A 13,226-nucleotide genomic window follows, 5' to 3' on the forward strand; every position below is an offset into this window, starting at 1 on the left:
ATGAAAGCTCAAGCATTAAATCGTTCATATGAGCTTTCATTGAACGAAAAAAGAATAGAACCTAAGAAAGCCAAAAAGGTGATTTCTCCTTGGCGTATAATCATATATGCAATATTAATTTTATATACTATTTGGATTCTGGCGCCATTTGTCATAATTTTAGTAACCTCTTTTACTTCTAATGCTGAATATATGGATGCTACAAATTATATTTGGTGGCCCAAAAATTTCACTTTTGAAAATTATAAGCGTTTGTTTATGGATGATCCTTTTGCAGTTGATGGCATACCATCATTGCTTAGAGGATTCATAAATACTATGTGGATTACTTTGATTCCACTTTTTTCAGGATTATTTCAATCCTTGTTGGTAGCTTATTGTTATTGGCAATATGATTTTCCTGGAAAGAAAAAATTATTTATGATTAATGCTACTTTAATGTTTATACCAGTAGGTTCATTTAGTTTTGTAAGTTATATGTTTTATCAAAATATCGGCTGGACTGAAGGTATAAAAGCATTTTTTCCACTGTTTGTACCTGGATTGTTTGCTAGTGCAGGTACGGTATTCTTTCTTCGACCTTATTTGGACAGTATTAATAAAGAAATTGTTGAAGCTGCAAGGATCGATGGAATGAACTTTTGGCAAATATTCTTTTCAATAGTTGTTCCTTTGTCTAAGCCTGCTTTGATTGCTCAATTTATCTTCGGATTTGTCGGTGGATACAATAACTATTCTGGTGCATTGTTGTATTTGTTGGATCAAAGCGAAACAATGTGGACATTACAATTATCAATGCAGCAGCTTATTAGCTACCTTTCTGTAAGTCAAGATGATTTTGGTTTTCAATGCGCTACTGCTCTTATGGCTATGTTGCCATTAATTATCTTATATCTGTTTTGCCAAAGATTTTTCATCGAAGGCATTTCTTTCGGCGGTGGAAAAGAATAATGCTGACATGTGAAAGTAGTACAATGTTAACATCAAAAATTTTAAATACATAGAGGCATTTATGATAATTTTTGATCAAAAAAATAACGGTTTTCTTCTAAGTGGAAAAAAATATAGCTATGCTTTGCATGTTACGCAGTCTGGTTATATTCAGCATTTGTATTTTGGCAAAAAGATAGATAAAGCAGATTTGACCTATTTGGTCAATTATTATGGCATTACAACTGCGCCTAGAATTGATGATTTTAATATAGATATGGCAACAGATGGTATGCTTGCTGAGATTGGAAGTTACGGCAGAGGCGATTTTCATGAGGCAACAGTAATTTCAGTGCGTGAAGACGGCTCAGCAATGAGCCGATTCAAGTTTTTTTCATATAAAATTCAAGATGGTGTAAAAAAACTTCAAGGTATGCCTTGCATTCGTCATACACAGCAGACCTTGACAATAACATTAAAAGATGATTTTTCGGATACATATTTGGATTTGAATTATAGCGTATCAGATGAGAGCAATGTTCTGGTGCGCAATATTGTAATTCATAATGATGGTAATCAGAAACTAAATATTAAAAGAGCATATTCTTTTTGTGTTGATTTGCCTAACAGCAAATACAGCGTTATGCGTTTGGCAGGACGTTGGGCAAGAGAACGTTATCCCATTATGACAGATGTGGGACAAGGAACTATACGAATTGATTCTAATCGCGGTTATTCTTCACATCAGCTTAATCCATTTATTTCTGTAGTTAAAGATGGCTGCATGGAAGAGCAGGGCGAATGCTATGGCTTTGCTTTAATTTACAGCGGCAATTTTGCCATGACAGTAGAAGAACATAACAGTGAGCTTGTAAGAGTACAAGGCGGAATCAACGATTATATGTTCGAATGGCAATTAAAAGCTGGGGAAAGTTTTGAAACGCCTCAAGCCGCACTTTGCTATTCGTCTGAAGGACTGGGCGAAATGTCTCGTTCTTTTGCAGATTTTTGGCGTGATTATATTATTAATCCCAAATGGGTCAATCGTTCTCGTCCTATCGTTATTAATAACTGGGAAGCAACTTATTTTGATTTTAATAATGAAAAATTATTTGAAATCATTGATGAAGCAGCCAAGCTTGGAGTAGATACTTTTGTTTTGGATGACGGATGGTTTGGAAAAAGAGATAATGACAAAACAAGCTTAGGCGATTGGTTTGTTAACGAAAAAAAATTGCATGGCGGTTTAAAAACTGTCATTGAGCATTGCAAACAAAAAGGCTTGAAATTTGGCTTGTGGTTTGAACCCGAAATGATTTCTGAAGACAGTGAACTCTTTAGAACTCATCCTGATTGGGCGCTAAAGAAAGAAGGAGTTGAGCCTTGCAGAGGACGCAATCAGCTTGTCCTTGATTTTACTCGTTCTGAAGTAGTTGAAGGCGTTTATCAGATGATAGCCAAAATCTTGCGTGAAAATGATATAAGTTATATGAAATGGGATAAAAACAGAGATATAACTGAAAATTATTCCGCATGGCTTGGCAATAGACAGGGAGAACTAGGACACCGTTATATGCTTGGTGTTTATGCGCTTGCTCAAAAGATTACTTCAGAATTTCCTGATTTGTTTATTGAGGGCTGTGCTGGCGGCGGCGGCAGATTTGACGGAGGAATGTTGTATTATTTCCCTCAAATCTGGACAAGCGATGATACTGATGCGTTAGAACGCACCAAAATTCAATGGGGTACCTCGATGTGCTATCCTCTTTCTTCAATGAGCTGTCATGTTTCGGCATGCCCTAATCATCAGACTCAACGTATAACGCCTTTTGAAACAAGAGGCGCAGTTGCATCATTGGGCGCAACAGGATATGAGCTTGATCTAAGTAAACTGAAAGAAGAAGAAAAAAAGTTTGTTGTTGATCAAATCAAAAATTACAAAAAGATAGATAAGCTGATTTTGGAAGGAGATTTATATCGTCTTTCTAGTCCTTTTACAGAAAACTATTTTTGCGAAATGGTTGTTGCTAAGGACAAATTAAGCGCTTACGTTGTAGGCGAGCGTTTCCGTGGCGATCCTTGCGACCATAATCGCGTGTTAAAACTATATGGCTTGGACGACAATTTGGTCTATTGCATCGAAGAACTTAACATCACTGCAAGCGGAAAAGTTCTAAGCGGTCTTGGCGTTATATTGCCCAAACTTCCGGACTGCGGAAGCTGGACGTGGCATATCAATCAAGTAAAACAATGAGGTAATAATTGGCATGAGATTTGAAAGAAACGAATATCCTCGCCCTCAATTCAGACGAGACAATTGGCAAAATCTTAATGGAGAATGGGATTTTGAATTTGACGATAAAGATGAAGGCGTAGTAAAAAAATATTATTTGGGTAAAAAATTTACCAAAAAAATCAATGTTCCTTTCACATATCAGTACGAAGCAAGCGGCATTAATGATAAGACAGTTCATGATATCGTATGGTATAAAAGAACATTTTTTATAGAAAAAGAAAATCAAAATAAAAATGTGCTTTTGTGTTTTAATGGCGTTGACTATATTGCAGATGTTTGGGTTAATGGCATTCATGTACTCAATCACAAAGGTGCATATTCCGAATTTAAGTGTGATATTACCAAGTTTGTAAAAAATGGCGAAAATCTTTTGGCCGTTCGTTGTGAAGACAGATTAGAAGATGATCAACCTCGCGGAAAACAAAGCTGGACTGGTAAAACATACGGATGCTGGTATGTTGCCAATACAGGTATCTGGCAAAGTGTGTGGCTAGAGTTTTTCAAAGGGGATTGCATCAATGAATATCATTTGCTTTCCGACTATGATAACACTGCGTTTTATGGCGATATCACTACTTTGTATGGAAAAGCTGATACGTTAAAAATTATTGCAACTTTTGAAGGCAAAGTTAGAGCAGAACAGACAGTCAAAATAAATCAAAAATTTAATAAATATTATGTAAAATTGCAAAAAAGCTTTTTAGAAGATTTATCCTGGTGGCAAGACTGTCCACGATTAATTTATGTAGATTTTGTTTTGCTAAAAGGCAATAAAGTATTGGATTTGGCTCATACAAGATTTGGACTTCGTAAAGTTTCTGTTAGCGAAACAGGAGCAATATATTTAAATGGCCGGCCCTTTTATCAGCGTTTGGTGCTTGATCAGGGATATTGGAATGAAAGCGGCATTACACCGCCCAGTGCAGAGGCATTGAAAGAGGATATAGAATTAGCAAAAGCTATGGGCTTTAATGGCGCAAGAAAACATCAAAAGATTGAGGACCCTTATTTTTACTATTATGCAGAAGAACTAGGTTATGTAACCTGGTGTGAAATGCCTTCTGCGTATAATTATAATGATAAGGAAACTCAAGCTATTATGACCGAATGGCAGGAGATTGTTAATAATGCCAAGAACTTTACATCCAATATATGTTATCTTCCTATTAACGAAAGCTGGGGTGTAAGAGAAGTCTTTTCAAACAAAGCTCAAAGAGATTTTGTCCGTTCTTTATACTATATCACCAAGGCGATGGATGACGGCAAACTAGTTTCTTCTAATGATGGATTTGAAGTTGTCAATCCGACAGATATTTTAGGTATTCATGACTACGATAGCGAAAAGGAAGAGCACTTTAAAAAATATCATGAATGGCAATTTAAAGGTATGCATCCCCAAGGTTTTGCATTATATGCTCAGGAAGAAGATTATCAGGGTCAGCCTGTTCTTCTGACCGAATTTGGCGGACGTGCTTTTTTGGAAGACAAGAAAGGAGATGCATGGGGATATAGCAAGGCGTTGGCAAATGAAGATGAATTTCTTGCTCAGCTTGAATCTATAATGAAAGGCGTTTATTCATGCAGGTTCCAAGGCTTTTGCTATACGCAACTTACAGATGTTCAGCAGGAAGTAAATGGTTTGCTGTATGCAGACAGAAGGCCAAAAGTTTCAGTGGAAAAATTAAAGAAAATTTTTGAAAATAAATAATCACTAAAGAAGAAAAAATTCTAGGATAGATATATGAAAGAGATATATTTGGGCGCAGCTTATTATCCTGAAATGTGGGATGAAAGTGAAGTAATTAAAGATATTGAAAGATGCAAAAGTTTAGGTATTAATACTTTACGAATCGGCGAGTTCGCATGGGGAAACATGGAACCCAAAGAAGGTGAATTTCAGTTTGATTGGTTGAAAAAAATAGTGAATCAGCTATACCAAAATGGAATTTATACTATAATGTGTACTCCTACTTCGACTCCTCCGCGATGGTTATTAAATAAATACGATGAAACAAGAAGGATTGCAAGTGACCTGATTCATGTTGATGTTTCTTCACGTTGTCATACCTGCAAAACATCTCCAAAAATGCGAGAAAAAAATCGTATTATTGTAACTGAAATGGCTAAGGTTTTTGCAGGTCATCCAGGTGTTATTGGCTGGCAAATAGATAATGAAATTTATCCTTATGATGAAGGTTGCTTTTGTGAAAAATGCAAGAGGGCTTTTAGAGAATATCTAAAAGATATTTTTGATACAGTAGATAATTTAAACAAGGCATGGGGAATGACACGCTGGTCTCTTACCTATGAAAGTTTTGATGATATACAACCGCCTTATCCTTCGCAATGGAGACACCCCTCTTTAAGAAAAGCATGGCGGGACTTCCAATATAGACAAATTATATCCTATATTGATGAACAAGCCGACATATTGCATAGTTATAATTGTCCTAATGTAGGAACAAATATGATGGCGCATAATTCGTTGGGATATTATGATGTCAATAAAAAGCTTGATGTCGTTCAATATAATCATTACAATCCTGCCAAGGATTTGCCTTTCACTGCATTTGCTTATGATTTTTTACGATGTGTAAAAGATAAGCCCTTTTGGGTAATTGAAACTCAGGTCGGTTGGAATGGCAGTGAGTATGCCGAAAACGGTTATCGTCCTCAAGGTAACTGCTATGCAAATACCTGGCTTCCTATCGCTAAGGGCGCTGAAATGAATCTTTATTGGTTGTTTCGCACTCATCCTAATGGTCATGAATTGGCTCATGGCGCATTGTTTTCTTCTGCCGGCAGACAATATAAAGTTTCTGATGAAGTCAAAAAAGCAGGGCAAGAGTTTAAAAAATGCGCTTCAATGCTAAATGAAAGCTTTATTAAATCTAAGATTGCTATTCATTATTCAACAACCGCTTTAAACATTTTTGAATCAGCGCCTATTTTGAAAAATTTGAATTACAGAGAGACGCTTATTCATAAATTTTATGACGCTTTTAGGCATTATAACGTTGATCTTATTGATACACCCCATAGCTTAGATGGCTATGATGTTGTCATTTCACCTTTTCTTGCAACTGTAGATGAGAATGGATTAAAGGAAAGAATTATAGAATGGGTAAAAAATGGCGGTACTTGGATCGTTGGTCCTATGTCAGATATTATGGATAGTAATGTAAGTAAGTACACCCATGCCCCTTATTCTTTCTTGGAAGATTTTTGCGGCGTATATACTAAATATCAAAAGCCTATTGACAATAACGTATTTAGAGCGAAATGGAATGATGGAAAAGAATGTTCAATATCCATGTGCTATGATGCTTATGAGCTTTTGCCTGGCACTATTAGCTTAGCTACATATTCCAATGAAGAATTTTCAGGGCTTTCGATAATAACTCAAAGAAAGGTCGGAAAGGGCAAGGTCATTCTTGTGGGAAGCGTAATCGGACATAAAGATATGTTAAGGCTTGTTAATCTTGAGCCTATTGCTAAAGCGAGCAAAAATGTTATTTTGACAGAGCGTAGCGATAAACAAAACGCTATTATCGTTGTCGAAGTAGAAAACAAAATTGGTTATATCCAGCTAAAACAACAATATAAAGATTTGATTACAGGAAAAACCTTTAAAGGAAAAGTAAAAGTTCTTCCTTATCAAGTACTTGTATTGCAAAATGTTTAGTGGATGTGTACTAAATAAGACAATATTTTATTGTAATCAACCAATAAGGGATGTATAATTTTATTATGAAGCAAATTATAAAATTAAAAGATATTGCTGATAAAGCGGGAGTTTCTATCAATACAGTCAGCCGTGCCTTGCGTGATTGTTCTGATATTGGAGAAGAAACAAAAAATAAAATAAAGAAGATTGCACAAGAGCTGGAATATGTACCCAATGGAGTATCTTACTTCATGCGCAGCGGTAAAACAAACCTTATAGGAATCGTAGTGTCATCTGCAACTAACCCATATTTTACAATTTGCGCTAATGAAATTGTCAATAAAATACAAAAATATAATTATTTTGGAATGATTTTGGTAAGCAATGGTGTATTTGATAAAGATCTCCTTTTTACGCTTTTGCAAAATCGTGTATGCGGTATAATCAGCTTTTCTGATATAGACCAAAGCGTTTCGGATTATTGTTATAAAAATAAGATTCCTATGGTGCTAGTCGGCATAAAGTCAAAAAGCAAAGGAATAAGTTCTCTATATCCTGATAATTATTATTGCGGTCAGTTGGTGGGAAAAGAGTTCTTAAATCAATATCGGAATAAGCCTTGCTACATTAATTGCATGAGCGTATCAGTTAATGCTGATCGTCGTCAAGGTTTTTTTGATGTCTTAAGTTCTCACAACATTCATTGCGATGAATATAATTGTCGATTTGAAGATGGACCTATAATTAATCATAATGTGGCAGAACAAATTATTCAAAATAAGAATGATTTCATCTTCTGTTTTAATGATGAAATTGCATCTGTAATAATAGATCTTTTGGATAAAGAAAATTATACTGATTATTCCATTTTTGGAGTGGATGCTCTTTCATCTTATTTGTGTATTTGCAAAAAAATACCCAGCGTTGGCGCTGATTATAAATATATTTCAGATCGTTGTACGGATATTTTAATGAAAAAGATTAATCATGATGATTGTGATTATCAAGAGGTTTATCCAATATCTTTAATAAAGTCTTAAAATTCAGTAACATTTTTAATAGATATTTTTTCAAATAATTAAACTATTTGATCAAATAAACGTATTTCATTATCGTTAATAATATTTAAATATTAATGGGGACAGGAAAAAGATAATATGAAACAGATTATTTATAATAAAATTCGCGTTCAGTTTTTTAGCGAAGATATTATTCACATAGAACAGCAAAAAAAAGGAAGCTTTTGCGATCAAAATACTTTTTTTATTCCTTCAAAAGAAAATTATCTTAAAGATGTAGAAGAAATTTCTTATTCTGATAAGATTAATATAGGCGAATATACCTTGATTCTTCCGCACGAAGGCAAGTCTTTGGCAGGTGTAAAACTTTTTAACAAAGAAGGCAAGACGGTTTATTCTTATAAAAAAAGAATCAACAACGGTGAATTGCCTGCTTTAAATAAAACTCCTGAAGCTTTTGTAATTTATGATAATCCTCGTATTATTGTTCCTATTGAGGGTTATACAAAGGATGCAACATCAAAATATAAGATAGAGGAAAATGTTCAAGACATCTATATTTTGTTGTGCCGAAAAGATTCCAAAAAACTTCGTAAGCTATATGTCGAATTAACAGGCAGATGTGAACTTGTGCGTCTTTCTACCTTGGGCAGCTGGAACTCAAAATATTATGCTTATACAGAAGAAACAGCAAAACAGCTAATTCTGGATTATGAAAAGTATAATATTCCTTTGGATAATATGGTTATTGATACTGACTGGCGTGCATGTGAAAACGGCTGGGGATATGACATCAATACAAAGCTTTTCCCTGATATGAAGAGATTTTTGGATTTTGCACATGAACATGGCATCAAAATCATGTTTAATGATCACCCTGAACCTGTTAATAACAAAGCACATGTTTTTGAACCTAAGGAAATTGAATATCGTGAAAAGAATTTGCAAAACTTAATGAATCTGGGACTTGATATTTGGTGGTATGACAGGAACTGGGGTACGCATCTGATTTCGCCCACCAAAAATGTCTATTGGGAGACTTTTGGTTTATATCTCTTTAGTGATATAACCAAGCATTTTTATCAGAAAAAATCAGGAAACAAGGAAATATATTATCGTCCCGAGATTATGGGAAATGTTGTCAATGTTGTTAACGGATGCTATCAAGGCATTCAGGATACAGCATCTCATCGTTATTCTATTCAATGGACAGGCGATATTGCAAGTGAAGCAGATGCGCTTTCTCAAGAAATAGATACTATGATTAAAGCATCAAATAGCTGTATTGCTTATGTAAATGCTGATTGCGGCGGACATATGGGCAATCCAAATAAAGAGACATTTATACGCTGGATGCAATTTGGCAGCCTTTCTCCTGTTTTGCGTCCTCATTGCACAAATGTTGTAAAAAGATTCCGTGAGCCTTGGAATTATGACCAGGAAACTGTGGATATTGTAAGAGACTATATTAACCTTCGTTACCGCTTATTGCCTGTAATATATAAGAACGCATTTAATAACTATATGACAGGCGAACCTATTTTCAAATCTTTAGGTTATGAATATCCTAACGATAAAAAAGCTCTTATTCTAAATGATGAATATATGCTAGGCAATGATATTTTGATTGCTCCCATAGCAGGCATAGTGCCTCAACCTATACCTAAAAAGAATTTTATTGAACCCATTAAGGCGACATACTATAACGGCACTGAATTACAAGGCGAGCCTATCGCAACGGCTGAATATAAAGAATTAAACATAATACTAAATCATACATCGCCAGAAAAAAATGTGCCTGTTTATAATTTTTCTGCTCGTTTTGAAACAACGGTTCAATTTGATTATCCGGTTGAGTTATTTGTCCGCAGCGATGATGGTTCAACTGTTTATGTAGACGGCGTCAAAGTGCATGAAGATAAAACACTTCATTCGACCATGAATTTTCCTCTTATAAGAATAAAGGACAAAGAGCCTCACAAAGTTGTAATTGAATATTTCCAAGCAGGCGGAGAAGCTGCTATTGGACTGTATTACGGCGTTATAAATGAAGATGAAAAGAAAAAGATTTATTTGCCTGAAGGCAAATGGATGAATGTATTTACAGGCAAAATTTATGAAGGCAGAAGAACTATTTTCTTAAAATTTGATATAAAATCTATGCCATTGTTTGTACGCCTGGGGGCATTGCTGCCTTTAGCAAAAGAAGCACATAATACAGAAGAGCAAAAATGGGATACACTTATTTTTGATTTTTATCCTTGCAAAAGCGCAAATGACAGCGGTTATCTATATGAAGATGATACCAAGACAACGGCATACAAACTTGGTCATTATCGTATAAGCGCATACGATGCATATTTTGACAAAGCTCTTGATCGCTTTGTTTTAAACTTCAAAAAAGCTAAGGGCGAATTTGAGGGAGAAAAGGCATACAAAAACCGTGAAATCGTTATCCGTTGCCATTTAATTGACGATCTAAAAGACGTCCAAAAAGTTCTTGTTAACGGTAAAGAAACAGCTTTTGAAAAAGTTAAAAAGGATAGAAAAGCTTTCCCGTTTAATGCAGATAAAGGCGTTTTGGATAGTGACGTGATTTTGATTTCTGTATCAATGGATGTTAATGAAGATTATAAGGTAGAAATTATTATATAAGAATTGCTATTATAGCATTTCGGCCATTTGATTTTTATGCACAAATCAAATGGCTATTTTCATATTATAATGTAAGGTGGTATTTCTCTTACATAATTTCAGATAGGAGAAATAACATGGATAGCTATTATAATAACAAAAAGAAGGAAGAATATTGTCCTTATGTTCCGTATTCTAAGCCCAAAAAGATTTTGTTAGAATGCGGTCAGCATTCTCAAGATGCAATTTTTGAGATTGATGACGGTAAAGTTCAAGAAAAACAAAGCTTCGTTTTGGATAAATTGATCATTGATACCACCTGCTTATATAAGCCGGTTGTAAAGATTGAGTTTTCAAGTCTTATTGCATTTGAAGCAGAAGATGAAGAAGGCAAAGAACATGAAGTAGAAGTTGATTTATTATTTAAGTTGATAAGAATTTGCAAAAACGGCAAAGGCGAAAAAGATTATGAAGTAGTGCAAACTTGGAGATACCTAAAAGAAATTGATGTAGAAGATAGCATCAAGGAATTGGAAGTTGAGATAAGCGAACCGTTTACAGTGACTTTCTGTGACAAAACCTGTCCAGGATGCTGTGAATATAAAATGATAGTAGAAGGCAAAGATTTTGAAGGTGAGTTTGAATTCTTGAGAGTTACAAAAGCTGATTTGAGCGCTTTGGCTCAAGGTTTGTGCGACGATTAATTAAGTGTTATTTAAAGAAAAAATGCCGGAATCAAAGTTCCGACATTTTTATTTCATTTAAAAAGCATGAGGTGTAGTTATGGCTAATCAAATATGAAACAGCTGTTTCAATCTTTTTTTCATAATCAGGCTGATACATATAATAATGCGGATAAAAATATTGCTCATGAATCATTATTTCAATATGTTCTTTGCCTATTAGATTAGACAAATAGGGAATAATATCTTCTAATTTGAAAGTGTTGATAACCATATCTAAATTGACAAAAAACATATCATACTTTTTATCATAATAATAACAGTCATCATAAATATTCTTATAGTTTTCATATTTTAGGTTATAAGAATCTCTTGGATTTTGTTTATTGCCAAACAGTCCAGCCAAACCCTTGACACCCAAATCATGAAGCGCCTTGTTTCCGCCGTCAGTCGTTTTGCAGCAATGAACTGTGGTAAAAGGGTTAAGCACCTCTTTGCCTGCAAAGCGTATTATATTGTTATTGACTGCTAGACAATCATTATAAAGTTCATCATAGCTTGAATTGGTATAAAGAGTTTGTTCTGTCTTTGAGTGAAAAGACAGCTGAAGCCAATCTTTGTTAGCTATCCATTCCTGCTTGTAGCGGTCAGGCATTTGAGAAAGATTAAAATCTTCAAATTGATAAAACAAATTAAGCTGAACTTTTATATTATACTTTTCGTGCAATCTTTTATATAAAGCCAAATAACTGTTCTCAAAAATGGAAGAATAGTTATTTTTAGCAAGGTCTTGAAAAAACCAAATATTATCGTCAACAGAAAATCTAAAATTCATCTTTGATTTCTCTTTTGTAAGGTTTGGTACTACTAGTGCCGAAGATTTATTTTAATAGATATGTATCTACATCATCAAATTTATATTTCGCAACCTTTAGCATTGTAGCATATTGCGAAGGCGTAAGCTTAGCGATCTTTTTGAATTGTGTTGAAAAATACTGTACCGAATCGAAGCCAAGCATTTCAGCTATTTCATTAAATGAGTATTTATTTTCTTCAATCAGTTGTTTTGCTCTTGTTATGCGGACTTTAAGAAAATAATTAATCAAAGATGTACCCAAGTGTTTTTTGAATACAGCAGATATATATGAAACGCTGTATCCTACCGATTTTGAAATATCTTTTAGGGTAAGTCTTTTATCCACATTTTCATTAATATACATAACTGCGGACTGAACAATGTTGTTTTTGTGGAAACTTGTACTGTCTATGCAGTTATTGTTATGTTGAGTGGTATTTTTTCTAACCAGCAAAATCAAAAGATTTTCTAATGTGTTTTTTATCAATTGTCCAGAACCATAGGGGATGACAGCATTTTCTTTGGGCGGCGGCATAAAGTTTTTGCCTGCCATCAAGATTGAACCTTCATTAAGAATGTTAAGAATACTGTCTTTTTCGGTTTCAGTAACATCTATTACTTTATCTACTAGAGTATATAAGATTTCTGAACTTGAACCAAAAGAGATGATTCCAACGCTGCATGACTTATTATTGGCTTTGATACTGTGATATTGATTGGGAGCGTGAATAACCATTTGATTCTTTTTCAAAATCATAGATTTGCCATTAACATTAACTACAACTTCACCATTGTTAATAAAAACAAGTTCCCAAGGGTCATGGGATTCGCCGTCATATGTAAATGACGGTGAGTATAGATAAGCAAAAGTTGTGTATAATGCATCAACTTTTATATCAATTTCAGGGTATGTAGGTTCAAGTATTTTTACTTTCATATATGTTCTCAATAAATAATATTTTATAAATATTATCATATTGTATTCAGTTAGTCAATAATTAAAATAAAATATAATAAAATTATCAACAAATTATTGTGATTTTGGTGATTTTGTTACTAAAAAAGTAAGATATTATAAATTATTCGTAAAATCCTCATATCATATAAAAAATCATTATGCTATAATGTCTGTATTCAATAT

The 13,226-nt window shown here is 34.1% G+C and carries 9 protein-coding genes; 7 read left to right on the plus strand and 2 right to left on the minus strand.

The features are described from left to right. The 7 genes from VIL26_02225 (at position 1) to VIL26_02255 (ending at position 11,250) form a co-directional block, all read left to right on the plus strand. Positions 1-951, plus strand: coding sequence for a carbohydrate ABC transporter permease (locus tag VIL26_02225; GenBank protein ID HEY8389761.1), 951 nt, complete (start codon positions 1-3; stop codon positions 949-951). 61 nt (positions 952-1,012) lie between these two features. After that, positions 1,013-3,184 carry an alpha-galactosidase gene (locus tag VIL26_02230; GenBank protein HEY8389762.1) on the plus strand — a complete coding sequence of 724 codons (2,172 nt, stop codon included), beginning with the start codon at positions 1,013-1,015 and terminating at the stop codon, positions 3,182-3,184. 13 nt (positions 3,185-3,197) lie between these two features. Next, a complete protein-coding gene (locus VIL26_02235; GenBank protein HEY8389763.1) occupies positions 3,198-4,934 on the plus strand; it encodes a sugar-binding domain-containing protein in 1,737 nt (578 codons plus the stop codon). A gap of 33 nt (positions 4,935-4,967) precedes the next feature. Continuing rightward, a complete protein-coding gene (locus tag VIL26_02240; protein HEY8389764.1) occupies positions 4,968-6,911 on the plus strand; it encodes a beta-galactosidase in 1,944 nt (647 codons plus the stop codon). 65 nt (positions 6,912-6,976) lie between these two features. Beyond that, on the plus strand, positions 6,977-7,933 hold the full coding sequence (locus VIL26_02245; GenBank protein ID HEY8389765.1) for a LacI family DNA-binding transcriptional regulator: 957 nt from the start codon (positions 6,977-6,979) through the stop codon (positions 7,931-7,933). Positions 7,934-8,050: 117 nt separating this feature from the next. Beyond that, positions 8,051-10,567, plus strand: coding sequence for a TIM-barrel domain-containing protein (locus VIL26_02250; GenBank protein HEY8389766.1), 2,517 nt, complete (start codon positions 8,051-8,053; stop codon positions 10,565-10,567). Positions 10,568-10,683: 116 nt separating this feature from the next. Then, positions 10,684-11,250 (plus strand): DUF4489 domain-containing protein, encoded by a 567-nt coding sequence (locus tag VIL26_02255; protein HEY8389767.1) that lies wholly within the window; start codon positions 10,684-10,686, stop codon positions 11,248-11,250. Between the two features lie 31 nt (positions 11,251-11,281). Here VIL26_02255 and VIL26_02260 read toward each other — a convergent pair whose 3' ends face one another. Together VIL26_02260 and VIL26_02265 are read right to left on the minus strand one after the other, a co-directional pair. Beyond that, positions 11,282-12,064 carry a hypothetical protein gene (locus tag VIL26_02260; GenBank protein ID HEY8389768.1) on the minus strand — a complete coding sequence of 261 codons (783 nt, stop codon included), beginning with the start codon at positions 12,062-12,064 and terminating at the stop codon, positions 11,282-11,284. 46 nt (positions 12,065-12,110) lie between these two features. Further along, a complete protein-coding gene (locus VIL26_02265) occupies positions 12,111-13,022 on the minus strand; it encodes a helix-turn-helix transcriptional regulator (GenBank protein ID HEY8389769.1) in 912 nt (303 codons plus the stop codon). Positions 13,023-13,226: the final 204 nt, after the last annotated feature.

It is taken from the genome of Clostridia bacterium (assembly GCA_036562685.1).
Lineage (GTDB): Bacteria > Bacillota > Clostridia > Christensenellales > DUVY01 > DUVY01.